The sequence below is a fragment of the Reichenbachiella carrageenanivorans genome (genome assembly GCF_025639805.1).
GTDB classification, from domain to species: Bacteria; Bacteroidota; Bacteroidia; order Cytophagales; family Cyclobacteriaceae; genus Reichenbachiella; species Reichenbachiella carrageenanivorans.
This window is the reverse complement of the sequence record NZ_CP106735.1, coordinates 2,461,250-2,487,377: the sequence shown is the minus strand read 5'-3', so window position 1 is coordinate 2,487,377 and position 26,128 is coordinate 2,461,250. Positions and strand designations below refer to the sequence as shown.

Annotated in this window: 16 protein-coding genes; 7 read left to right on the top strand and 9 right to left on the bottom strand. The window is 41.4% G+C overall.

The genetic code is table 11. The features are described from left to right. Window positions 1-18 precede the first annotated feature (18 nt). The 3 genes from fabF to nadE are packed head-to-tail and all read left to right on the top strand — an operon-like array spanning window position 19 to window position 3,896. Complete coding sequence (fabF, locus tag N7E81_RS09840; RefSeq protein WP_263049416.1) at window positions 19-1,272, top strand: beta-ketoacyl-ACP synthase II; 1,254 nt, start codon at window positions 19-21, stop codon at window positions 1,270-1,272. 23 nt (window positions 1,273-1,295) lie between these two features. After that, window positions 1,296-2,015 carry a ribonuclease III gene (gene rnc / locus N7E81_RS09835; protein WP_263053071.1) on the top strand — a complete coding sequence of 240 codons (720 nt, stop codon included), beginning with the start codon at window positions 1,296-1,298 and terminating at the stop codon, window positions 2,013-2,015. Window positions 2,016-2,033: 18 nt separating this feature from the next. Further along, entirely contained in the window at window positions 2,034-3,896 is a 1,863-nt protein-coding gene (gene nadE / locus N7E81_RS09830) for an NAD(+) synthase (RefSeq protein WP_263049415.1), read from the top strand. Here nadE and N7E81_RS09825 read toward each other — a convergent pair. Beyond that, window positions 3,893-4,378 carry a hypothetical protein gene (locus N7E81_RS09825; RefSeq protein ID WP_263049414.1) on the bottom strand — a complete coding sequence of 162 codons (486 nt, stop codon included), beginning with the start codon at window positions 4,376-4,378 and terminating at the stop codon, window positions 3,893-3,895. The genes nadE and N7E81_RS09825 overlap by 4 nt on opposite strands. Window positions 4,379-4,525: 147 nt before the next feature. Between N7E81_RS09825 and smc the strand changes: the two genes are divergently transcribed. From smc to N7E81_RS09805, 4 genes are all read left to right on the top strand, one after another. Continuing rightward, window positions 4,526-8,074 (top strand): chromosome segregation protein SMC, encoded by a 3,549-nt coding sequence (gene smc / locus N7E81_RS09820; protein ID WP_263049413.1) that lies wholly within the window; start codon window positions 4,526-4,528, stop codon window positions 8,072-8,074. Between the two features lie 34 nt (window positions 8,075-8,108). Beyond that, window positions 8,109-8,429: a hypothetical protein gene (locus tag N7E81_RS09815; RefSeq protein WP_263049412.1), complete on the top strand. Its 321-nt coding sequence runs from the start codon at window positions 8,109-8,111 to the stop codon at window positions 8,427-8,429. After that, on the top strand, window positions 8,401-8,562 hold the full coding sequence (locus tag N7E81_RS09810; protein ID WP_263049411.1) for an Ig-like domain-containing protein: 162 nt from the start codon (window positions 8,401-8,403) through the stop codon (window positions 8,560-8,562). The genes N7E81_RS09815 and N7E81_RS09810 overlap by 29 nt, the downstream gene beginning before the upstream one ends. A 485-nt stretch (window positions 8,563-9,047) precedes the next feature. After that, window positions 9,048-12,047 (top strand): chondroitinase-B domain-containing protein, encoded by a 3,000-nt coding sequence (locus N7E81_RS09805; RefSeq protein ID WP_263049410.1) that lies wholly within the window; start codon window positions 9,048-9,050, stop codon window positions 12,045-12,047. 127 nt (window positions 12,048-12,174) lie between these two features. On the opposite strand, the gene N7E81_RS09800 is transcribed toward N7E81_RS09805, so the two are convergent. The 8 genes from N7E81_RS09800 to N7E81_RS09765 form a co-directional block, all read right to left on the bottom strand. Then, on the bottom strand, window positions 12,175-12,822 hold the full coding sequence (locus N7E81_RS09800) for a YdeI/OmpD-associated family protein (protein ID WP_263049409.1): 648 nt from the start codon (window positions 12,820-12,822) through the stop codon (window positions 12,175-12,177). 96 nt (window positions 12,823-12,918) lie between these two features. After that, window positions 12,919-17,142: a CHAT domain-containing protein gene (locus N7E81_RS09795; RefSeq protein WP_263049408.1), complete on the bottom strand. Its 4,224-nt coding sequence runs from the start codon at window positions 17,140-17,142 to the stop codon at window positions 12,919-12,921. 199 nt (window positions 17,143-17,341) lie between these two features. Next, the gene (gene priA / locus N7E81_RS09790; protein WP_263049407.1) at window positions 17,342-19,864 is read right to left on the bottom strand and encodes a replication restart helicase PriA; all 2,523 of its coding nucleotides are present in this window, start codon (window positions 19,862-19,864) and stop codon (window positions 17,342-17,344) included. Between the two features lie 17 nt (window positions 19,865-19,881). Continuing rightward, window positions 19,882-21,177, bottom strand: a complete 1,296-nt coding sequence (gene hemL, locus N7E81_RS09785) for a glutamate-1-semialdehyde 2,1-aminomutase (protein WP_263049406.1) — start codon at window positions 21,175-21,177, stop codon at window positions 19,882-19,884. Beyond that, the gene (locus N7E81_RS09780) at window positions 21,161-22,981 is read right to left on the bottom strand and encodes an ABC transporter substrate-binding protein (RefSeq protein WP_263049405.1); all 1,821 of its coding nucleotides are present in this window, start codon (window positions 22,979-22,981) and stop codon (window positions 21,161-21,163) included. Before N7E81_RS09780 ends, hemL begins: the two co-directional genes overlap by 17 nt. An 82-nt stretch (window positions 22,982-23,063) precedes the next feature. Beyond that, a complete protein-coding gene (pyk, locus tag N7E81_RS09775) occupies window positions 23,064-24,485 on the bottom strand; it encodes a pyruvate kinase (RefSeq protein ID WP_263049404.1) in 1,422 nt (473 codons plus the stop codon). A 16-nt stretch (window positions 24,486-24,501) separates the two neighbouring features. Beyond that, window positions 24,502-24,942 (bottom strand): IPExxxVDY family protein, encoded by a 441-nt coding sequence (locus N7E81_RS09770; RefSeq protein ID WP_263049403.1) that lies wholly within the window; start codon window positions 24,940-24,942, stop codon window positions 24,502-24,504. Between the two features lie 59 nt (window positions 24,943-25,001). Beyond that, complete coding sequence (locus tag N7E81_RS09765) at window positions 25,002-26,069, bottom strand: DUF4421 domain-containing protein (protein ID WP_263049402.1); 1,068 nt, start codon at window positions 26,067-26,069, stop codon at window positions 25,002-25,004. Window positions 26,070-26,128: the final 59 nt, after the last annotated feature.

The following is a 26,128-nucleotide window of genomic DNA, read 5'->3' as shown; positions in this document are numbered from 1 at the left end:
AAAAGGGAACTAGCATTTATGCAATTAAAGCGAGTTGTAGTTACCGGCATTGGAGCTCTCACACCTATAGGAAATAATGCCGCCGAGTATTGGCAAGGACTTTCTAAAGGTGTGAGCGGCGCTGCTCCCATCACCCGTTTCGACGCGGAAAAATTCAAAACCCAGTTTGCTTGTGAACTGAAAAATTACGATCCAAACGATCACTTCGATCGCAAGGAAGCTCGTAAAATGGATTTGTTCACACAGTTTGCTCATATCGTAGCAGACGAAGCTGTCTTAGATTCAGGTCTCGACCTGAGCAAAATAGATAGCAACAGAGCTGGAGTGATATGGGGTGCTGGCATTGGTGGATTGAAAACTTTCCAAGACGAAGTAATGAACTTCGCCAGCGGAGATGGTACTCCCCGATACAATCCATTCTTCATTCCGAAGATGATTGCTGATATTGCCCCTGGTATGATTTCTATTAAATACGGATTCAGAGGACCAAACTTCACTACGGTGAGTGCCTGTGCCTCAGGAACCAACGCAATTATCGATTCATACAACTACATTCGATTGGGAATGGCAGATGTATTTATCACTGGCGGATCAGAAGCTGCAGTGTGCGAATCTGGCGTCGGCGGATTCAATGCACTAAAAGCATTATCCGAAAGAAATGATTCTCCTGAGACGGCCTCAAGACCATTCGACAAAGACAGAAATGGATTTGTACTAGGTGAAGGTGCTGCTTCACTGATATTGGAGGATTACGACCACGCAATAGCTCGTGGCGCTAAAATATATGCCGAATTGATCGGCAGCGGCATGTCTGCCGATGCGTATCATATGACTGCCCCACACCCAGAAGGAATCGGTGCAACCAATGTGATGATCACCGCGCTAAAAGATGCCAACCTCAAACCAAAAGATGTAGACTACATCAACGTACATGGCACATCGACCCCACTTGGTGATGTGAGTGAATCTATGGCCATCCTTAATGTATTTAAGGAGCATGCCTACAACTTGAACATCTCCTCTACCAAATCGATGACTGGCCACCTCCTCGGGGCAGCTGGTGCTATTGAAGCGGCGGCTTGTGTGATGGCTATACAAAACGGAGAAGTTCCTCCGACCATCAATCACTTTACCGACGACGAGCAGTTTGACCCTAAGTTGAATTTCACATTTAACAAATCCCAAAAAAGAGATATTAAAATTGCACTAAGCAATACCTTCGGATTTGGAGGCCATAATACTTCCATCATTTTCCGTAAATTTGAAGGGTAATTTTGTGAAACTAACAATAAAAGCTGCTGCTGTTATTCAGAAACGCTAAGGACCGGAAATTTGCCGTTTTAATTAAACGAATCGTCGGGTTTAATCCATCCAACTTGAAACTGTATGCCCTCGCTATGAGGCACAGTTCGGCTGCGCAAGAAAGTCGCAAGGGATACTTAGAATCTAACGAGCGATTAGAATACTTGGGAGACGCAGTGCTAGGCATGGCTGTAGCCGAATACCTCTTTAATAAATACCCATTTAAAGACGAAGGCTTTCTCACGGAAGTGAGATCGCGCATGGTGAATCGCGAACACCTGAATCACCTGGCCAGAAAAATAGGACTGGCTGATGTCATCAGATACAATGGCCAACTCAATGCCAATGGACAATCCTTTAAATCTATCTATGGAGATGCATTAGAAGCGCTGGTAGGTGCTGTCTATCTAGACAAAGGCTTTGATGCTACAAAAAAATTCATCTTCAAAATGCTCATCATTCCTCACATCGATTTGGATGAGATGATCAACAACAACTCTAACTTCAAAAGCAAAATTATAGAATGGTCACAAAAGGAAAATAAAGACCTTCGATTTGAAGTAGAGGAAAAAGACAACCAGAAGCATTTCAAAAAATTTGAAGCAAAGATATTTGTAGGCAAAAAAGAAATCAGTGTAGGCTATGGCCTCAGTAAGAAAAAAGCGGAACAAAACGCTGCTGAAAAATCCTGTCAAATCCTTAATATTGAGTAGAATTTCTTAAATCAGCTCATGAGTCAAATTCGTATCGGTGGAGCCTGCCTCAACCAAACACCCATAGATTGGAACAATAACTTTACGAATATTTCGCAAGCCATTAAGGCTGCTAAAGAGCAACAAGTAAACCTACTTTGCCTGCCAGAGCTATCCATCACAGCCTACGGTTGTCAAGACCTTTTTCTAAGTGAGTGGCTAACAGAAGAAGCTATAACTCAACTACACAAAATCGTTCCGCTTTGCACGAATATATCCGTAGCAGTAGGTCTCCCCATCCGCCACGACCAGAAAATTTACAACACGACTTGCCTGATCGAAAACGGTAAAATCCTAGGCTTCTATGCCAAGCAAATATTAGCCAATGACGGCATTCATTACGAACACAGATGGTTTTCTCCCTGGCCTAGCGGAGAAGTAAAAGAACTCACGCTCAACAATCAGACCTACCCTATCGGAGATCAAACCTTTCATATCAAAGGGGTGCATATAGGTTTTGAAATTTGTGAAGATGCTTGGAATGAAATTCGCCCAGCTTGCAGACTATATGACAAAGGCGTAGAACTCATTCTAAACCCTAGCGCAAGCCATTTTGCTTTCGGGAAACATAAGATTCGTGAGAAACTAATCATAAACAGCAGTAAAAAATTCAACTGCCATTACCTGTATGTCAACCAATTAGGTAATGAATCAGGTCGAGTCATCTACGATGGCGACATCATACTAGCCAGCCATGGTCAATTACTTGCGACCAACCAACGGCTCTCCTTTCAGTCCTACCAATTGCTGTATTTCGACATGGATACTACACAAACGAAATATAAGCAAACGGATCATGTAGACACACTAGACAACAACCGAGATTTCGCTCAAGCGGCTTCTTTAGGTCTATATGACTATCTAAGAAAAAGTAGAGCCAAAGGTTATACGCTCTCACTGAGTGGTGGCGCGGACTCATCCTCCATTGCGGTATTGGTGGCGCTATTAGTAAGCAATGGCGTGAAAGAGTTAGGCGTAGATCGCTTCTGCAAATCCATCCACCTCACTCCTGATTGGCATACTGAATTGACAACAGAAGAGGCTGTACAATTCATCGTAGGCAAGATACTGATCACAGCCTATCAAGGCACAAAGAATTCATCTGACGACACACTCAATTCTGCTCGGTCTCTGGCCGCATCTATTGGCGCACAATTCAAACACTGGGAAATAGATGAGGTGGTAAGCACCAACCATGACCTTGTAGAAAAAGCCATTGGGCGAAAGCTTACTTGGGAGCAAGATGATATTGCAATGCAAAATATACAGGCTCGAACTCGGTCACCATTGATCTGGATGGTTGCTAATATTACTGGCACGATCCTACTCACTACTTCCAATCGCAGCGAAGGCGATGTAGGCTACACCACCATGGATGGCGACACCAGCGGCAGTCTAGCACCGATAGCAGGCGTAGACAAGCCCTTCTTACTACAATGGCTTCGATATGCAGAAAAAGAATTAGGATACGACGGATTGGCTTCCGTAAACAGCCTAACACCTACTGCTGAGCTACGCCCAAAGTCATACACACAAACAGACGAGGACGACCTGATGCCCTACCCTATCTTAGTAGAAATAGAACGTTTGGGCATTTTTCAACGAAAATCTCCACTGATCGTCTATCAGACCTTAGCCCAAAAGCTAAACATAGATCATGAGGTTCTCAAAAACTACATTAGAAAATTTTACAGATTGTGGTCGATCAATCAATGGAAAAGAGAGCGTTTAGCACCGTCTTTTCACCTTGATGATTTCAACGTAGACCCTAAAACGTGGTGCAGATTCCCTATTCTATCAGGAGGATTTGCAGAAGAATTAAAGCAATTAGACGAAGCCTAGTATTTTCGATCAAGCACTTCTTTGAGAACGATCGCTTGACGAATACCATCATAGTCTGAGAGCATTTCTTCGATACCTTCAGCCATTTCGTCATCGTATTCCTCTAGCGCAAATTTATCATTACGCATAAATTCAATCTTTTTGCGCTCCAAAGGCTTGTGAGGTACAATATCAATCATTTCATCAGGGGCTACGGCCTCTATATTTTGTCTCTGATAATCAATTATATCAGTAGCCAAGACAGGCTCAGCCGGCGTCAAAGGCTGAGTACGTTCCTCTTCCGTATAAGAAGAGCTACTTTCTCCAGTCAACTCCTTCAAGAGATCTTCAAAGGTAGGTGGTGCTTTTTTGGCAGGCCTAGACGATTGTTCCTCATCATACTCCTCCATATTTACAGGCTCATTTTCTTTCTTCTTTTTAAATACTTTCGAAAGAAGATAAATAGCCCCTAATACCAGATAATAGATTACTGAATCGTCCATGAATCAAATGTAATTAAAAAACCAATATTCTTCCCATAAACCACCAGTTCAGAATGTGGTTTAATTGTTAATAAGTTTGATATTTCGCTAGATAGCCGTTTCAGAAATAATTCTAAATTTGTTGGTTCTGAAAAAAGTGTATACTGGATGCAACTGACCAAGTTAGAGATTAAAGGATTCAAAAGTTTTGGTGACAAAGTGGTCATTAACTTTGATGAAGGAATTACTGGAATAGTGGGACCCAATGGCTGCGGCAAATCCAACGTGGTAGATTCGATTCGCTGGGTATTAGGAGAGCAAAAAGTAAAATCTTTACGTTCAGAAAAGATGGACAACATCATCTTTAACGGCACCAAAAACAGAAAACCCACACAACTAGCCGAAGTATCTCTTTCATTTAAAAACACCAAAAACCTCCTTCCTACCGAATACTCTAACGTTACTATTACTCGCCGCTATTATCGCTCAGGCGAAAGTGAGTATCAGCTCAACGGAGTCACCTGCCGACTAAAAGACATCACCAGCTTATTTCTAGATACAGGGATCGCTTCTAACAGCTACGCTATCATCGAACTGGGCATGGTAGACAATATCCTCAATGACAAAGACAACTCTCGAAGAGGACTTTTCGAAGAGGCTGCAGGTATTTCTAAGTTCAAAATAAGAAAAAAAGAAACACTCAAAAAGCTCAACGACACCGACGCAGATTTGGATCGTGTAGAAGATTTGCTTTTTGAAATAGATAAAAACCTAAAATCACTAGAGCGACAAGCAAAACAAGCACAGAAATACTACCAAGTAAAAGAAGACTACAAAACCTATAGTGTACAGCTCGCCAAGCAAACACTACAGCAGCAAAAAGAAAAACTAGAAGAACTCAAAAAAGCATCTGAGCTCAATAACGACAAAAAAACAAGCCTCAACAAGCAGCTCGCAGAAAAAGAAGCACAAGCTGAAAAATCTAAAGCAGATCTGGTAAGCAAAGAGAAAACACTTGCGTCGAGACAGAAAACACTCAATGAGCACGTAAACAAAATTCGTCAGTACGAAAGCGAAAAAAAAATCAAAAATGAACGACTCCGATTTTTGAACGGCCGGAGTGATAGCCTCAAAGAGATTATAGAGCAAGACAGAAAAAGCAGCGAACGCGCATCCTTTTCTGTATCGAGCCTGAGCAATGAAAAGATTAGTGCAGAAAAAATACTCAACGAGATCTTTTACAAACTAGAAACGCTCAAACAGGACTTCGAAGAAGAAAAAGCTAAAAACGAAGCTTTTAAAAATGAAGGAGAGGAGCTCAACCAAAACTATACAAACAAAAAAGAAGAGGTGTATCAACTGATCAAATCACTAGAGATCAAATCGATACAGGTAAGCTCGCTAAAACAAGAGCTAGAAAAAGCAGCTACAGACACCTCTAGCAAAACAGAAAACCTTCAAAATTTCGAAAAGCGAATTGCTGAAATTGAATTAGAAAAAAAGGAAAAACAAGAGCAATATGACTACCTCAAATCCAAAGACGAAGAGCTCAAAAACAGAATCACTCATTCTGAAAAGACCATAGAAGTAATCCGTGAAGAACTGACCCAAGTCAACAGAAAACTAGACGCTTCTCAAAACGAATATAATCTCACCAAGTCATTAGTAGACAATTTAGAAGGCTTTCCTGAAGCCATCAAATTTCTAAAAAAAGAGACCAGCTGGAGCAAAAACGCACCACTTCTTTCTGATGTACTCACCTGTCCAGAAGAATATAGAGTAACGGTAGAGAACTATCTCGAATCGTACATGAACTACTACATCGTAGACACTGAAGCCGAAGCCTTCAAGGCAATCAACATCCTAAGCGACGCCTCTAAAGGCAAAGCACATTTCTTTATTCTAGATCGATTTGAAAAATTCAAACCCTCACACACTGCACTGATACAAAATGCCGTGCCTGCCACTGAAGTGGTAGAATACGACCCTAAATACAAAAAACTGATCGGCTACATTTTAGATAATGTATACATCAGTAATTTCAACGACACCGAAGGCATAGAACATCAGGACACCGTACTAATCACCAAAAGCGGCAAAGTGATCGACAGACAGTTTAGCATATCTGGTGGGTCCGTAGGATTGTTTGAAGGAAAACGAATCGGACGTGCCAAAAACCTAGAAAAGCTTTCCACTTCAATAAAAAAGCTCACCACCAAACTAAACGAAGTAAAAGCCAACCTCGAAGAAAAAGTCTCTGATTTGAATCGCTTCAAAGAGAACAACTTTGAAGAACAGCTCGAACAAGTACAAACAGAACTCGCCCAGATCAAAGAAGAGCATGTATCCTTCACTACTAAACAAGAGCAATTTGCCAACCTGCTCACAGAAAACACAAACAAGAGTGAAGATATCTTAGAAAAGATCAATGAGCTCAACGAAGAGATCGCCGAACTATCTCCTAAAAAGGAAAGCGAACAAAAACTACTAGAAGAACTCGAACTACGAAATAGTAGTTTCAAAGAAAAACTTGTCGTACACAACGAACAGCTCAACGAAAAATCTGCTGCGTTTAATCAGGAAAACATACTCTACCACCAACAACAAAACAAGGTGAGTAGTATCATTCAAGAGATTACACACAAAGAGGCCAATCTCGAATCGGCTAAAGAGCGTATAGAAAAAAACCAATCCGAACTCAAGCAAACAGACGAGGAAGTCAGGCAACTTGTAGAAAAATCTGACTCTAACGATGATCAACTCATCGAAATGTACGAAGAGAAAGAGTCTATCGAAACCGCCGTAACCGAATCAGAAAAGGCCTACTACGCAGAAAGAGAACTGATCGAAACTGTAGAAAAAGAAGCCAGAGAGATCCAAAGAGAACGTGAGCAAACTGATGCAAGTACCATGGAAGTACAAAACGAGCTCAACGAAACTCGTCTGAAACTCTCGGGTGTAAAAGAGCGATTATCGGTCGAATTCAACATCGACATCGACCAATTGCTAATAGACGGCAAAGAGGACGAAGAAAAAAGCGCCGCCATTCAAAATTTGAGTGAAGAAGAAATCAGAGCTCATGTAGAAAAACTCAAAAACCGCATGGACACCATGGGACCAATCAACCCCATGGCCATGGAAGCCTATGAAGAAATCAAGGAACGACATGATTTCATCGTATCTCAAAAAGAAGACCTACTCAAAGCCAAGGAATCATTGATGGAAACAATCAGTGAAATAGACGCAGTAGCCAAGGGCACCTTCTTAGAAGCCTTCGAAAGTATCAAAACCAACTTCATTAGAGTATTTCGATCATTGTTTACAGAAGAAGATCAATGCGATTTGCGTCTATCCAACCCAGACGATCCATTAGAATCTGCCATCGAAATTATGGCCAAACCAAAAGGCAAACGCCCACTCAGCATCAATCAATTGTCGGGTGGTGAGAAAACACTCACAGCTACTTCACTCCTATTTGCCATCTATCTACTGAAGCCTGCTCCGTTTTGTATCTTCGACGAAGTAGATGCACCGCTCGATGATGCCAACATCGACAAATTCAACAACATTATTCGTGACTTCTCCAACGAGTCCCAATTCATTATCGTAACGCACAACAAACGTACGATGATCTCTACAGACGTGATCTACGGTGTTACTATGGTAGAGCAAGGAGTCTCTCGCGTAGTACCTGTAGACCTGAAAGAACTGGATTAACTCCAAAACAGATCTCAAAAACCAGCAGCACTAAGTGCTCATCAAAAAACAATATCTCTCCCTCCTCACATCAGTAAAACGATGGTTTAGCTCACCCTTTTTTACAATTACTTTTTTATCGAAGGTAACAGGCGTATCGGCAGGTACATGTACCATCACCGCCAATGACGGATCAGGCACCACTGGCGAACTGACGGCAACTATCACTGCAGGTGGTGGAGCAGTATTAGTTACCAGCATTACGGTTACTGAAGACCGTGGTGGGTCATCTCCAGCAGTATTTATGGCGGAAACCCTACACTGCCATTTTACCGGCCAATGCCAGCGTGAAAAGTGTTACTTGGGAATCAGATAACCCATCTGCGACGGTCAACGAAAACACAGGAGTAGTAACAGGAATCTCTCCTGGAACTGCTACCATAACAGCTACTGATGGTTCTGGTATAACAGGTTCTATTGAGGTTACCGTGTTTCCTCCTGATCCTTGACTTTGATAAAATATAATCTTGCGTTGGGTAGAGGACAATTTCTGCCTCATCGACAACATACAGAAAAGGAGCCCAATCAATTGAGTTCCCTTTTTTTGTTTAACAAAGACCCATTTGACATGAACCTAATAATTCCATTGTACCCATATTGTTTTGGCTCTTTCATGTCAGCAGTATCAAATATTTAAATTGGTTGACCAATTATTTTAATAATTATTTTACTCCTCTTTTTTTACAAAAAAGGCTCTATAATCCTTTATTAGGGAAAAACCAATTTTCTCACACAGCCACTTATTGGTTTACCCATATTCAATTTTTAAATTGGTTTACCAGTCATTGGTGAGCATCATCTCCTAAGTGAGGACCAGTTCAGTAACACGGCCAAGGTTTGCAATCAGTAAACCTGTTACTTTTCGAGTTTCACCTACCGAGGAGTACGTATCGAATCCAGTGCATTGATTTATCTATCAGCAAAAACAAAACGTATGAAAACAAGACTACTAAATTTACTAGTATGCTTACTAGTAACGCAGTTTGCCTATGCGCAAACTGTTATTTCAACCTCCTTCGACGACTACACATTGGGGGGATTGGAAGGGCAAGACGCTTGGGAAATGCATGAAGGCGGCATAGCTAATGTAGTGACAACACCTGCTTACATCCGCACAGGCAGCCAAGGTGTACAATTCGGCACACCTACAGAAAGTGAAATAGCACTTGAACACCTATCCTACGACCCCGAAGTCACAGGTTTAGGCAGCACAGTCTACATAGATTGTTGGATTAAGGTATTAACAGTCAATACAGTAGAGCCAATCATCATCTCGGGATATGACTTATTTGGAGGAAGTTCAAAAAGAACCTTCATGTTTGAAATAAGTACTTCAGGTATACTTAACGCTTACAGTAGTTGGTCTAAAATAGCAGTCCCTTCCGAGTCCTACACCATGGGTGAATGGATGCGATTATCCGTAAGTGCCAATTATGCCACTGCGACTTACGAAGCTGCAGTCAATGGAAATATAATCGATGGTACGCTCGACTTTAGAGAAAATTACAGTACCAATCGCGAACCAGATACTAAAGAGTATCACTCCTTGCGTATATACTCCGAAGGAGGCATCACAGATATTGCTCTTGATTATATCTATGTAGGCACGGATGTCATTACAGACATTGCATTTACTGCTCCTTCAATTGAACGTACTATTACTGTCACTCAACCTGAAAACGCTACAATCACATTATCCCCTGATCAGGAAATCTATGAAGTGGGTACTGAAGTGACCGTAGCAATCACCGAAGTAGCCGACCACTATGTATTTGAAAAATGGACAGGCGGATTCAGTGGCTCTAGCACCAGTTTCATGTTCACCGTAGACAACAATGTGAGCTTCGGTGCCAGTATCATTGTAGATGACACTGATCCTCCTGCAGAATACACCATAGATATCACTCAGCCCCCAGGAGGTACAATCACAGTCTCGCCAGCTGAAGGCCCATACTACGTAGGTGATGAAATCACCTTTTCTATAGTTCCAGCCATTGGATATGAATTCACTTCCTGGTCGGGTATCACTGGAAATTCTGACGAAGAAGTAATTACAATTGATCAGGACTTAACTGTATCTGCGGTCATGACACCAGGCACATTTAGCGAACGTATCGTAAACGTAGCCAATAACTCTCAACTAGAGGATGCGATTGATGACATGCTCCCTGGCGATAGAATCATCCTTGCCAACGGCACCTACGATGGCGCAGGCGGAAGTATAAAAAACCTAGGAGGCACGGCAGATTACCCTGTTTCGATAGAAGCCGCAAACATCGGAGAAGCTAAATTCACAGGATCTAGTTACTTTTCATTGACCAATTGTGCTTATATCACATTCAAAGGTTTTGATTTCGATGTAGAAGTATATACGCTGTTTAAACTAACAGGCTGTAACAATATCAGAATCAGTCAGAATGTATTTAAGAACACAGGGGATGACGGATCTAAATTGATTCTAATCGGAGACATTTGGGAAGCCACTTCCTGTAATAGCCATCACAACAGAGTGGATCACAACCTATTTGATGGCAAGGACGACTCTGGCGCTTGGTTGGTCATTGACGGAAGTCATGGCGGTACACCTCAAGTCTCTCAATACGACCGTATCGATCACAATCACTTCAGAAACAATGGGCCTCGTGTGACCAACGAAAAGGAAACCATCAGGATCGGAATGAGTGATTTGTCTTTGAGTTCGGCTTTTTGCACAGTAGAAAACAACTTATTTGAAGCGTGCGATGGCGATCCAGAGATTATCTCAGTAAAATCAGGGCAAAACTATATTCGAAACAATACCTTTTTAAAATCACTAGGTACTGTATCCCTCAGACATGGTGATGGCAGTGAAGTCAGTGGTAATTATTTCCTTGGCCAAGGGAAAACCGCCATCTTCGAAGAAAACACCATAGGATGTGGGGGTGTGAGAGTATATGGCAAAGATCACAAGATCTTCAACAATTATTTTGAAGGCTTAACTGGCTCGCTTTGGGATGCTGCATGCACCCTGACACAAGGAGATGCTACCAACAGCAACGTGACAAATTCTTCGGATCTCACCAAACACTACTTGGTTGAAAACCTAGAATTCACCCACAATACCCTGGTAAACAATGCTTCGGATATTGAAATAGGGTACAGAACAGACTGGGGTAAGCCTCCAGTAAATTGTCTGATTGCCAACAACATCATTGTACAAGACACAAACCCTGTAACCACACTACATGAAGCTGGAGCAGCCGACGGGGTCACCTTTGCAGACAATATAATCTATACAACAGGAGATGCCACCTGGGGAGACCTTACATTTACTGCTTCAGAAGCCGCCAATGTAAATCCTCTCTTGGCATCATCCGATTGTCGAGCTTCGGCAGCAAACTGTCCTGCGACTGTGCCTTATGCTACCTATAAGCTCACCAGCTTGAGCCCAGCCATAGACGCCTCCGTAACCAATACCATGAGCTATATCACCACGGACAGCGAAGGACAGGCAACTGAAACCACTCGCGATCTAGGTGCGGATGAGTACAACTCGACAGACCCTATCACCAACGGACTGATGGATGCCACCCATGTAGGTCCCGATGCCATAGACTATACAGAAGGTGACGGAAGGGTTGCGACCGAAGAAGAAGTAGAAACGGAAGAGGAAACAGAGGGCGAAGGTGAAAATGAAGAAGGAGAGACTATCACCATCACTACAGTAGACCCAAGCGAGCGAACCGTACAGGTGTACCCGAATCCTTTTACTCGCACCACCAAATTCGAGGCTACTGAGGAAGCTTATATTACTATATACAGCATCAGTGGACATCAAGTAGCTACCTTCCGCACCATCAATGAAGTGGAATGGACTGCGCCAAAGCAAGGTGTTTACATCGCGCATGTACTTGCCAACAAGGTGAAATACACCATAAAGCTTGTGGCTAACTAAGCTTATATACAAAGGGCCTAGCCACTAAAACAAAAAACCTCCAAGAGTAAAGTTTACACCTACTCTTGGAGGTTTTTTTATTCAAGAACAGGCATTAAACCTAACTCTTAGTTACCTCAACAAATCATCAAATATACTTATGAGACCCGTCGCAATATGGTTGCCTCTTAGAAAGCCCACAAGTACAGTCCTTCAACCCCTTGCCTGCCATTATTTTAGGCATGCACTGTGCTATCCTCGACTCCCGTGTCTTGGACTGCTTGGCCTGATCAAAATGAAGCAAATAGCCTTTTTGCCTACCTGGCGTTAGCGCTTCAAAGGCTGCTTTCAAGGATGGCATTTCCTTTAGCTTTTTTTGAAATTCTTCAGGCACGCTGAATTCATCTGTCGTTTTAAGATTTACTTTCAAGCCAGCTTTTTCTACTTCGATGGCTTCAAAAATGTAAGCTTTCAGTACCGCTTTCATCTCTACGATTTCACTCCAGTGTGTAAATCTTATTTGACGGGCAGCCTGCACATGTTCTGTCGGCTGCACAAGAATTCCTTCGGTGTCTTTCAGTAATGCTCCGTTGAAAAAATTAAGTGCGCAGTACCCCTTAAAGCCATGAATCAAAACCACATTTTTTTCCTTATTATTAGCCTTAGTTGTGTAACAAGGCACTCCCCATTTCAATTCTTCTGTCAGTCCACAGTCCCATACGATAGCCCTTAATTGCCCCATCTCTTCTTGCCACTTTTCAAGTTTCTCAAAGAAGATATCAACCTTAGCATTCATCTTATTCTATTTTTTCGCTTAATACACAACCCTCTTAAAAAAACATGCTCACCCTCTATCGAAGGCAAGCATGTTTTTATTCCATATTCTTTTTGCTTAGTCCAATCCAATCATAATAAAAGGCCCCCAGAAAATTGGGTCTTTGTATTCATCACGAATTTCTTGTTTGGCTTGGATAAATGACGCTCGTTTGTCTCCCGTCTCCAACCACTTGCTATAGAACTTCACCATTAGTTTTTGTGTGGCCTCATCCGATACTTTAAATAAACTCATGATAATGGTACGTGCACCAGCTACCAAAAAAGCCCGTTGCAAACCGTAAACGCCCTCACCTGCCTGTATCTCACCAAGCCCCGTCTCACAAGCAGACAGTACCACAAGGTCTGTCTTGTCAAGGTTTAGGTTCATGGCTTCGTAGGCGGTCAAGATTCCGTCATCAACATTAAAGTTAGACGTTGTTTCATTCAAGATATCGCCAGCTCCACTCATCAGCAACCCTGTTTTAAGCAAAGGATTTTGGGCAGCCAAGTTGTCATTCATCGCAATATCTTCTCCACTCAAATCTGCGTCAGGCTGAAAGAATCCATGTGTCGCGATATGGAAAATTTTAGGATTATTCATTGCTTTAATTGCGGCCTCTGTGGCTTCGCGCTCCTTATGATCTGTAGTCACCCAGCCGTCTTTTCTCAGCAAATCTTTCAGCTCAGTTACTTCCTTTTCTGTACCTGGCAACTGACCAATCACGTCAGGACTACCTCCTCTAGAATTGGCAGCTCTTCCTGCCCATTTACCTGGTTTGGTAGACACATAGTAAGTAGGGTTACCAAACATCTCAGCTGTATTCGCCTCCTGCACTACATTGGTTGTGATTTTATCGTAATACAAGTCTTTAGTATTACTAATCAAAATAATGTTAGACCTATCCAGTACATACGTGCCATCAGCCAACTTGATCGCCTCCAAATTCAGCTGATTATACACTCCATCGGCAGATACATAGATACGCCCTGGATTGCCTATCACATCCTGAATAGGTCGCCAGAAATTGTCATAAGACTTTTGATCATCTAACCTAAATTTGATACTGTTTCTATAGAGTTTCAAGTATTTAGACTCCATGTCTTTCCCATTTTTCAACAGGATCATTCCTGGCGTACTATTTTTTTCATTTTTCACGTACATGACTGCATACATGATCGAGTCATTAGAAAACGAATGATCAAACACCCTGAATCGTACCATTTCCAAAGCCACTTCATTAGGATTGAGCGAGCGCTGTACATCTTCCCAAGTCACAACCTTAGAGTCAAATCCAGAGCTAAAATCTTCTGATTGCTGGCTCAATTGCTTTTCCAAATCCTCTACTTCTGTTTGCAACAGGTTACCATCTAGTCCAGATTGTGCCATTTGTTCTGTACTCATAGACAGTACTTGTGTCAATGTTTCTTTCTTCGCTTCCCATTCACGATAGGTAGAGATCAAAGTCTCATCTCCAGAAGACAATATGCGTTGTCTAATTTTTATCGATGAACTCAACAAGAGTGCTTTGGTCAGCAAAGCATTGTTGTACAATGAGCCAACTAGCTCTGTATTTTTCTTATTATAGTTGATGACAATCGTGTTGTAAAACTCATAGTCTTGCTTGATCGTATTCCAGAATTTGGCCTTCTCTCTTTCAGACAATGACGGAAAGTATTCCTTGATAAACACAGAATAATTGGCCAATACCTCTTCGATAGATTCTTGAGACCGCTTGATGTCTCCTTGCATAAAATAAGTCTTGCTCATCTTAGACAGTGCTTTTACATACTCTGGATGAGATTTGCTAAAGAAGTCTTCGTACAAATCTTTTGCCTTATCATAATAACCCAAAGCTTCTCCATACTGATGCTGACTGTAGTAAATGTCTCCACGTAGGATATTGATGGCTGCTGAGTTGATATTGTTTCTACTTCCAATCCTTCTGTCCCAGATGTTAGCAGCATCTTCTAGATATACAAAAGCCTCATCGAATCTGCGCTCAGCCACATATACGACAGCAAGATTTTTCAATACATCCGCATAGTGTGGGTTAGATCCTCCCAATTTTTTCCCGACTATTTTCTCTGCTCTTAAAAAGAGGTCTTCGACTTCCTCTGTAGGAGCATCGTTGTAAAACCTCACCAAAGCCAAATCAGACACTGCACGAGCCACATCAATGTGATCTCTACCAAACTGCTTTTCGCGAATTTCGATCACTTGCTCTAGCCTAGAGGCAGCCACATCATAATCACCAATCGTCGTATTGATATTAGCCAATGTAACCAAACTTGGTGTGATTTTAGAAGACTCTCCTCCGAATATACCGAAGGTGATGTTGTACGCTCGGTTTGCTAATTGCTCAGCCATGGTATAATCCCCCATGATCATTTTCAATCTTGCTTTCAAGATCAAAGGATCATTCATGTGGCGACTATTTGCCCCAAACCTTCTTTCTTTCTTTTTCAGGTCATGTTCGATCAATTTTTCCGCATCTCGGTATCTACCAATAGCCAAATAAACTTCCGCCAATTCATCTTCTATTTCGATACCTGAGGTTTCAATTGTTCGAACACCTGCTTTTTTCAATTTTTCTGATTTAGAAATATTACTTTCTGCTTCGTCGTATTCTCCTTTGATCGCAAAAAGTGTGGCCTGAGTCACCAGAGACTGCGCATAGTATCCTCCAGCTAATTCTCTATCTGCTTTTTCCAGAATTTGTAGTGCTTCATTGATGTTTTTTTCTGCCTCAGCATACTCCCCTATTTTAAATTGGAGGTTTGCAATTTTGTCCAACTCTATAGCGTACTCTACATCTTCATTGTCATACTTTCTTCTAGAGGCTTCTAGGGCTATGTCCAAGATTTCTGAAGCTTTGGCATATTCATCATTTTCTTCATAAAACACCGCCTGATGATCCAATATATCCACATAGTCTAAATGACCTTCGTGGATCTCCTTTTTCACAATCTTATCCCAACTGGTATTGTATATTTCTAATGCTTCGGCAAATTTTTCAGTATAGTCTACATAGTAATTAGCCAACTTGATTTTAGTTAAATTATACTCTGGGGATTCTTCTCCATAAAGCACTTTCTTAATTTCCAATATCTGATTGATATATTGGAAAGAATTGTCACTACGTCCGTTGATAACTGCTACGCTGTTGGCAAACTCCAACATTTCGATTCGCTTGATGTGGTTCTTAGGGATCACAGACTCCGCTCCTAGAATCTCCGCCACATCATTTTCAAGCCCCACATCCTTACCTCCCAAAAGTACATCATAATCGATGGTTTCGAGCATCACACTATATAGGCTATTCTTGTCGTAATTTTGTTTGATTATTTTTTTGAATTCGGTGATATGATTGCTCAGTTTAGCCTTGTTATCATTTTTGATATAACTCTTGATCAATCGCTCTCTAATTTGCACGGTCACATAATGTGAAGGCTGATATTTTCTTACTGTATGCAAATAGGCTTTTTCATACAGATCTACCACTGCTCCTATTTCCAAACCATTCTCTTCTAGCAAGAGTGTGTTTAGGTATTGGTTTTCGCTATATAGTATATCTGCTTTGCCTAGGTTTTTCTGAATCCAATTATCAGCATATACAAAGGCTGAATCCGCACTGAGGTAATTACCCATTCTACGATAAGCATCACCTTTAAACATCATCATTCGGGCAAACTCTCGCTTACGCTCCCGCTCTACTGCTTTCTTAGCTCCGTCATCCAACATGGCTCTCCCTTGATAGAAATCCATTTTACCGTTGATCAACTCGATTGCTTCAGTGTAAAACCCACGACCTACTTTGATTTGAGCATCTAATACATCTATAGAAGCAGCCAAATTTTCATCCATACCTGCTTCGAGCAAGATGGGTCTGGCTTGATCTAAATATTCTTTCGCCTTCAAAAAGTCACCATAGAGCACCATCACTTCGGTAGATTCTTTGAGCAAGAGCGCATGTACTTCTGAATCTGGTCCATTGACGACTATACTCATTTCCAAACCTTCGGCTACAGATTGGTGTACTCCACTTAAGATCCCAAGTGCCACGTCGTACTTAGCTTCCTTGATTCTTGCTATCGGTAAAAACTCATTGACTCCACCAATTTGTTTCGTCGACTTCTTTTTGATTTTTTCTATTTCATTTCGCGCACCTGAGTAATCTCCAACTTCGTACAAGTCGGCGGCTTTCTCCATCTTTTTGTCATATTTAGTCTGAGCAAAAGAAGAAGTGCCAATTAAGATAAGCAGGATTATTAGGAGAGATGATTGCTTCACTTTTTTCATGTCTGATTAGTTATTTATCATAAGGCAAAAGCTGATATTCACTTTCACCCTATATTCTGGTTCTACCTATAAAATTAAGTAATTTTAAATCAACAGATTCATGATAAAATCATGAATTAATAAGAGGTCAACTCATATTCGATGAATAGACAGACTGATACGGTCAATCTATTCAAATTCACCATCACTGCTTAGCCTTTTATACAGGGTCTACATCAAAATACAGACGCAACATTTTGTAATCTTTATGCTGCTTCACTTCTAATCCAAGCTTATAAATCAGCTCCTTCACTTTGGATATACTAATTTTTTTCTTTTCTACTTTGATATAAATCTCTTCTATATATAAGTTTCTAATCCTCGATATCACAGGCTCTTGCGGCCCCAATACACGCTGACGCCCCAGTTCTCCAATAAGCCGCTTGGCGTATTGCTGAGTAGCCTGTTGCAATATGTTTTTTTCTTTGTGTTTGAGGATAATTTTGATCAAACGATAGAAAGGTGGGTACTGAAAGTTTTGACGTTCTAGTATTTCAGTTTGAAAAAAGGATTTGTAATCACCTGTTTTAATTTTATACAACAGCGGCTCATCTGGCTCGCCTGTTTGCAGTATCACCTTGCCTTTGTCATCTTTTCGGCCGGCCCGTCCACTCACTTGTGTGATCAGTTGAAATGCTCGCTCGTGTGACCTGAAATCTGGAAAATGCACAATACGATCGTAATCAAATATCCCAACCAAAGACACCTTATCAAAGTCCAGCCCTTTGCTCAACATCTGCGTCCCTACGAGTATGTCTGTTTCACCTCGTTCAAAGCGATCAATGATGTGCTGGTAGCTGTATTTGCTTCGCGTAGTGTCTTGATCCATCCGTTGGATATGTGCTTCTGGAAATAGTAATTTCAGGTCTTCTTCCAGTTTCTCTGTGCCAAACCCTACGGTACGAATAGCCGTAGATCCGCAGGCATCACAGATCGCAGGTACTGATTCCTTGTGTCCACAATAATGGCAGATGAGCACGTTATTGCCCATGTGATATGTCAGGCTCACATCACAACTCTGACACTTGGGTACGTGGTTACAATCATGACAAATTAGATATGGAGAGTAGCCCCTCCTGTTCTGAAACAGAATGACCTGCTCCTTATCTATTAAAGTCTGCTTAATGCCTTCGAGCAACTCTGGCGTAAAGTCACCCTTCATTCTTTTACTCTTCCGCGAGGTCAGAATATTAGCCAATTCGAAGGCTGGCAACTGACCCGTCCCAAACCGCTGCGACAACTCCACCAACTCATATTTGCCATCAAGTGCATTTTGATAACTATCTATCGAGGGTGTGGCTGTCCCCATCAGCACATGAGCTTGATGCAAATGCGAGAGCCATATCGCAGCATCACGTGCGTGATAACGTGGTGCTGGCTCGTACTGTTTGTAAGAAGATTCGTGTTCTTCATCAATAATAATCAAGCTCAGGTTGCTAAACGGCAAGAATACAGATGAACGCACACCTGCCACTAGATTGATCTTACTGTTGTTTACACCGTTCCATACCTCCACCCGCTCATTGTCCGAGTACTTGGAGTGATAGACCCCTAATGCTCCACCAAACACCTTATGCAATCTGGATACGATTTGGGTAGTAAGTGCGATCTCTGGCAATAGATACAAAACCTGCCCTCCATTTTCTAATGCTTGTTGGATGAGGTCGATATATATCTCTGTCTTTCCGCTGCCTGTCACACCATGCAATAGCACAGGTTTATTCTGCTCAAAAGACTTATGAATTAGCCCCATAGCTTCTTCTTGCTCAGCTGATAATGGGTGGCTGGCTTGCCAGACCTTGGTAATCTCCTCTAGTCTTGAAATGATTTTTTCGTTTTCTACAAAAACACCATTCTTCACTAAAGTTTTGTAAGAAGACACTGAAAGGTCTTCTGTAAGCAACTCGGTTTTCAACAAAGTCCGCTCTCCTGACTTGATTTCATCAATGCGAATCAGGCTCAAATATTTGAGCAGAATGGCTTGCTGCTTGGGTTTCTTTTCGAGCAGTTCAAACAGCATCTGCATCGCCGATTCATCAGCTATAAACTGATCGGCAAGCTGAACCGTCTTGACCGTTTTGGGTTTGAATTTATCTTTAACTTGCTCAAAAAGCAAGATACTTTCCTTTTGCAAAAGTGATTTGAGTACAGCATGAATCATCTTGACCCCCAAGAGATCAGAGACCTGGTCAAAACTCAATCGATCACTACTTTTGAGCGCTTCTAAGACGACCAATTCCTTTTCGCTATACGCCTCAGCATCTCCGATAGCAGTCTCAGGATTCAACTGAATAAGCGATTCACTGGTGAGCTTGAGGCCACTAGGCAAAGCCGCGTTGAGTACTTCACCAATGGTGCACATGTAGTATTGGGAGAGCCAAGCAAAAAAATCTAACTGATAGCTATTGACCACGGGGGCATGATCTAAACTATCCAACACATACTTGGCCTCATAGACTTGAGGTACATTCTGATGCACAAGCTTGACAATGCCAGTAAGGATTTTCTTCTTACCAAACTGTACCACTACACGACTCCCCAATTGGATATACTCCTCCAACTCCCTAGGTATGCGGTAGGTATATGTACCTGGCAGAGGAATGGGGAGAATCACATCGGCAAACCATGTGATTCTTTCCTCAAAATTTTCGTCTAGTTCACTATTTAGCTCTAGCTGGGACAATTACTGATTGATGTTCCTCATCGTTTGTGGATTTCTTTCAACGAATCATAGCTAGCCTGAATAATCAGATCTGCTTCGATCTCATCTATAGCCGAAGACACGAATAAAGTCTCGTACTGCGAAGGTGCAAGGTATATTCCCTTATTAAGCATGGCATTGAAGTACTTGCCAAACATATTTAAATCAGACTTCTTGGCTCCTTCGAAATCGATCACTTTCTCATCGGTAAAAAACAGGCTAAACATAGAGCCTACTGAATTGACCGTGTATTTCAATCCCAATTTCAGGACATTGAGTTTAATGCCTTGAACGATGTATTCGGTCATCGTCTCTAATCGGGTATAAATTTCTGTATTTTCATTCAAATACTTGAGCATCGCCAAACCAGCTGCCATTGCCACTGGATTACCCGAAAGGGTACCTGCCTGATATACGGGACCACTCGGAGACACCATATCCATGATATCGGCTCGTCCACCATATGCACCTACTGGCATGCCTCCACCTATGATTTTCCCCAAAGTGGTTAAGTCTGGTTTCACACCATAATATTGCTGTGCTCCTGCTTTAGATATTCGAAACCCAGTCATTACTTCATCGAAGATCAACACCACTCCATACTCATCGCATAGCGTCCTCAGTCCTTGCAAATAACCACTGACTGGCGGGACACATCCCATATTGCCTGCAATAGGCTCTAGGATGATGGCGGCGATTTGATCTGGGTTTTCCATCACTACTTCACGCACTTTTTCTAGGTCGTTGTACGGTACGGTGATGGTGTCTTTGGCTGTACCTTTGGTTACACCTGGACTATCTGGCTCACCCATCGTAGCTGCTCCACTACCTGCTGCAATCAAAAACGAATCGCCATGACCATGATAGCACCCTTCAAATTTTATAATCTTGTCTCTTTTGGTAAATCCTCTTCCAAGACGAATGGCCGACATAGTAGCCTCTGTACCTGAATTGACCATGCGTACCTTTTCGATGCTGGGCATCATATGAGCGATCAACTCTGCCATTTCGATTTCGGCGTTGGTAGGTGCTCCAAAAGACAAAGATTTTTTTACTGCTTCGATCACAGCTCTCTCGATTTGCACCTTGCCGTGCCCCAATATCATAGGTCCCCATGAATTGATCAAGTCGATATATTTGTTGCCATCTATGTCGTGCATATAGGCCCCCTTGGCCGACTGCATAAAAATAGGCTCACCTCCCACTGCCTTGAACGCCCGAACGGGTGAATTGACCCCTCCCGGAATATGACTTTGCGCTCGCTTAAAACTCTTGAGACTATTGGTTTTGTCCATTTTGCTTTGGATTAACTACTTTTTGTTCTGAATTAGATAATATCGTGATAGGCACATACTGGTTGCTATTGCGGAAATTGTATTCTGTACCCTGCAGCAATTGCCCTTTCATAAACCCGACCTCTGGATTTCCTTTCTGGAAATAATGCCCATATTTCTTCAACATCGTACCCATGTAATACATCATTTCATAACCTATTATGGCGTTGAATGAGGGTTCTGTTTTGTACATTTTCATGTATTCCTTTCTGAATACCTTGAATGGGTAAGAGGTGAAATCCACAAATTCTGGATCTACAAAATAAATACCCAGACGTTCCATTTCTTCTAGTGTAAGCGTAGGGAAGTCTTTCCAATTGCCCCGACCGATCAACTGTGTACTATCGGCACGAATAGCTAAGGCGCTAATGAAATTAGATGCAAATAAGGCCTTCGACGAAGCCACATATACATGTCCGATACTATCGGGCGCAATTCTAAAAAACTCTTCGTAATACTCAACACTGTCTTTGACCACTACTGATTTTCTTTCTTTTATATACCGCCCGTCTGCCAAGGTATAAATGGAGTCCAGTTCCTTTTGGGTATAGCTCACTTCGTATTTTTCGGTGAGTAGGTCATAAGCTTGTCGGACGGTTGTGTCCGTTACGGCAGCATTGATCAATACCTCAAATCCCGCTTCTTGTATGCGCTGGCTGTAGGTGTAAGCATTGAGAGAGTCTCTTTCATTGTTTTCATAAAAGATCATAGCATACTTATTTTTAACACTATCAATTGCCAATTGAGCTGCCGAAAGTGCTTGTGTCTCCGTATCTGCTTTGAATAGAAAAGAAAACGGATTGTTTTGAATAGCGCTCGAATTGGATATCAAAGGGTTGATCATATTGATCTGATTTTCAAAACTGAAATCGTTGGCTACTCGTGAAGGGCCTGGAAACAATGGCCCTACGATCAAATCCATAGATTTCATCTCTACCTCATCAAATATAGCCTCTGTGATTTCTGTATTTCGCTTGGTATCGTAAGGAAAAATATTCAGATACGTTCTACTGCTATTGAGGGTATCTACAGCCATGAGCATCCCTTCATAGAGCTCCATCACAAACTTGTTTCGTTCTACTTTTGCTGTGTAGCTCAAGTCGTCAAACATGAAGGGCAAGAGTACGGCTATATTGTAAGAAGATTTTATTTCGCTTTTACCAATTTCTGGCAAACCGTAGATCGCTTTATTTAGATCAAATTCATTCACCAATTCATTGAGCAACTGAAAATCGCGCTCTGACATGGGCTGCGTATTGACTCTATCCGCTACGATACGTGCAATGATTTCATCGTCTGGATACAAAGTATGCACATGCTCCAAGAGTGGAAGACTATCCTCCTTGGTCAAAATTTGTTTCATTAAAACCTCGGATTCTTTCAAACCAGATTTTTTGGCATAAAAGACGCCCTTTGTGTAGTTTTTCTCTCCGAAATAGAGATCAGCTAGCCAATAATGTACTTCTCTGATTTGTTTCCAATTCGCATTTTTGGCATCCATCTGGAGCCACATAGACTTGGCATTGGTGGTATCGCCATTGCGATAAGCAGACAGGGCATAGTAGTATGCTGCGTATTCTTTGAAGGCGTGGTTTTGGGCATCTCCAGCCAAACGTCTAAAATAATCCATGGCAAACACGTAGTTTTCTTCCGAAAAATACTGTTTGCCTTTTAGATATTCTGATTGTTCATCCTGTGCCATTGCTTGCATAGCAAGCAATGAAAATAACGGATAAAGAAGGGCAAATTTTAATAGTCGTAACAAGCCGGTTTGATTTGAAAATGGAAATCAATAAATGTGGCTTAAAACTATAAAATTTGGGTATCTCAATCTATGAATGTGGTAATTATTTTACCACATCCAGCTTCATCATATTGGTATGTGCTTGCCAGTGCAATGGCATAGATGCAGTGTGGATATACACATCACCTGATTCCATCAAACCTTTCGCTTTGAGTATGTTTACTACTTCATCAAAAGTCTCATCAATTGGCTTTTGCTCTTCGTAATAAAAACCTGTCACACCCCAAACCAAGTTCATAGTCTTAAGCAATTGTCTATCGCTAGTGAATATGAAAATACCTGCTTCTGGTCTGTTTTTAGCTAAACTGAAAGCCGTATACCCTGATTTAGTCATTCCGATGATTGCTTTTGCTCCTACCGATTTACTCAACTGACAGGCGGATTTTACAAGCATATCGTTTTTAGCTGTTTCGCTCTGATTGTCTTCCCAGAATTTATTGAACACTACGCTACAGCTATCTTCAATAGACATGATACACTTGGCCATTGCCTGTACGGACTCTACAGGAAAACTACCCGATGCAGACTCTGCAGAAAGCATGACTGTATCTGCTCCATCCAAGATAGAATTGGCTACGTCATTGGCTTCTGCTCGTGTAGGTCGTGGGTTTTCGATCATACTCTCTAGCATCTGAGTCGCAATGATTACTGGCTTACCCAACTTGTTACACTTGGATACGATTCTTTTCTGAATCATAGGTACATCTTCCATCAAAACCTCCACTCCGAGATCTCCTCTGGCTACCATGATTGCATCAGTAGCTTCGATGATTCCATCTATTTCTGCTACGGCTTCTGGCTTCTCTATTTTAGCAATGATTTTAGTCGTTTTACCCTTGCTTTTAATGATGTCTCTGAGCTCTGTAATGTCTTTTGCATTTCTCACAAAAGAAAGTGCTACCCATTGCACGTCATGCTCCAAACCAAACTCTAGATCTTCTCTATCTTTTTCGGTCAATGAAGGTGCTGAAATAGCTGTGTTTGGCAAATTGATGCCTTTTCTAGATTTCAACATGCCTCCGTGTACAACTTCAGTAGTTACTTCTTTTCCGTCAGACGACACGACTTTGAGTTGGATTTTGCCATCGTCTACCAAGATCAGGTCTCCTGGCACTACATCTGTAGCTAGCGGTTTGTAGGTGGTACTTACTCTCTCGTTAGTACCCATGATATCCTCCGTGCCAATGATCAATTGCTGCCCAGGCTGGATTTCGGCTTCTCCATTTTCCATCTTTCCGATTCGGATTTTTGGGCCTTGAAGATCCTGTAGGATACTTACATTAGTTCCTAATTCATCGTTGATCTCATTGATCATTGCAATTCTCTGCAAATGATCTTCGTGTGTGCCATGTGAAAAATTGAGTCGAAAGACATCTGCCCCAGCCTCAATCAATTTTACCATAACTTCTTTTTTCTCACTTGCCGGTCCCAATGTGGCAATGATTTTCGCCCGTTTCGATTGCATCAATATGTGTGTTTGTTTAGAATAAAAAACTCTCTTTTTCCTTGATTTTATTCACATCCAACTTTACGATCGAATCGATCTTTTCAGACCTCCTCAACGCGGTAAAGAGTATCTCCAAATCGGATGTTTCTTCGAACTCTTCTATTTTCAGTAAAAAATCAAAAGTTCCCAGAGACGGAACAAATAGTTTTTGGGTCATTGCAGTTTCTACCACAACCTTGTTAGTGATCAGAGTAAACCGCCGAAAATCATTCTCAAATACGAAATTTGAAATAGTGAGTGTTTCAGCGTTTTTCAAATCTACTTCAAGATCTGGCTCTTTCTTCAAACCAATGTTTAGTGCTCTATTAATAGCCCACGAAACGGTATAATCTTTGGCTTGAGAAATAATACCAATCAGATGGAAATCATAGCTATAATCTGCTTTAAGTTTTAGCTTTCTTACTGATCGGCTCATTGAAGTTCAAAATTGACAACATTTCCAATGAATTCAAACTTTCATTGCAACTATTAATATTAATCTAGTATTTTATTGAGAATAGGTAGATCAATTGGCTTATTCAGTACAAATCGCTTCACTATATTTATTCTAACATTTCCTGGGTTTGACGTGATTTTACCAAAATCAACAGGCGTGTGATTGGTCATAAATGCCTGCACCGTGGCTATACCGATATAAAAGGTCTTGCTATTGTAGCCCATACCCACTTTGGATGAATAATTGGCATTCCAAGAAAGCCCATCCAAATCATCTTGATTATCTGACGCAGATGTCATCATCGTGTATGCCCCTCCCACAGACACCGTCCCTATCAACGTGATAAAAAAATGACGCGCGATCACAAAAGTATGTCCATAGCCTCCGTTTATCCCTACATTAAAAACAGCATTTTTTTTAAAATCATATCCACTAAAAAAATCTGGATTTTTCATATTAGAAGGAAGAAAGGAACTATCTGCGCTATTAAATACCATATTATACTCAGCACCTATCAACAGGGAGCCTGCGCTCTTCTTTTGCCATTCGTCTTGCGCAAAGGTGGAGCGAAACGAAAATTTCTTACTATTCAAAATTCTCATCAAACTAAAACTTAAATTGGTATTCCTTATTTGTGGGCGAATGGGATAAGAATCGTCATCCAACGGCTGTGTAGTTAGGCTGTGTGGGTTGGCTAAAAAGTAGCCCTTATAAGTACTCAGCCAAGCATCAAAAACATAATGATCTAAATAGTAGTGAATCTGGGCATCCAAGTACTTGGTCTTGCCTTTCTTTTCTTGATCCCAGCTATTCACAAATGGGAAATTGAGTCCCAAGTTCAAGGAGGCTTTCCTATAGCTTACGCCTAATCCTAGTATAAGATTTTCATTGGATCTATACTGCAAGCGACCAGCATACCTATTGTCCCTAATGGTATACCGCGAGTACTTTACTGAATTATAAAACCTCGTCGTAAGGTCAAGTGGAGAAGTAAAGGCTTCAATATATGTGGTATCTTGCTGGAATGCATTGACATCAGCTGTACTAGGCTGAGCATACGACAAAGCACTGAGTCCTATTGCTACAGATAGTATCATATATTTCATATTCGAAAATATTCAATAAACACCCAAGCAAAAACATATCGAATCAAATAGTTCCTTGA

Bases quoted from the DNA above. Each gene is read 5' to 3' on its own strand.
- N7E81_RS09805 (WP_263049410.1), top strand. From the start codon at position 9,048: ATGAAAACAAGACTACTAAATTTACTAGTATGCTTACTAGTAACGCAG.
- nadE (WP_263049415.1), top strand. From the start codon at position 2,034: ATGAGTCAAATTCGTATCGGTGGAGCCTGCCTCAACCAAACACCCATA.
- pyk (WP_263049404.1), bottom strand. From the start codon at position 24,485: ATGCAATCGAAACGGGCGAAAATCATTGCCACATTGGGACCGGCAAGT.
- N7E81_RS09770 (WP_263049403.1), bottom strand. From the start codon at position 24,942: ATGAGCCGATCAGTAAGAAAGCTAAAACTTAAAGCAGATTATAGCTAT.
- N7E81_RS09825 (WP_263049414.1), bottom strand. From the start codon at position 4,378: ATGGACGATTCAGTAATCTATTATCTGGTATTAGGGGCTATTTATCTT.
- N7E81_RS09800 (WP_263049409.1), bottom strand. From the start codon at position 12,822: ATGAATGCTAAGGTTGATATCTTCTTTGAGAAACTTGAAAAGTGGCAA.
- N7E81_RS09795 (WP_263049408.1), bottom strand. From the start codon at position 17,142: ATGAAAAAAGTGAAGCAATCATCTCTCCTAATAATCCTGCTTATCTTA.
- fabF (WP_263049416.1), top strand. From the start codon at position 19: ATGCAATTAAAGCGAGTTGTAGTTACCGGCATTGGAGCTCTCACACCT.
- N7E81_RS09765 (WP_263049402.1), bottom strand. From the start codon at position 26,069: ATGAAATATATGATACTATCTGTAGCAATAGGACTCAGTGCTTTGTCG.
- hemL (WP_263049406.1), bottom strand. From the start codon at position 21,177: ATGGACAAAACCAATAGTCTCAAGAGTTTTAAGCGAGCGCAAAGTCAT.
- smc (WP_263049413.1), top strand. From the start codon at position 4,526: ATGCAACTGACCAAGTTAGAGATTAAAGGATTCAAAAGTTTTGGTGAC.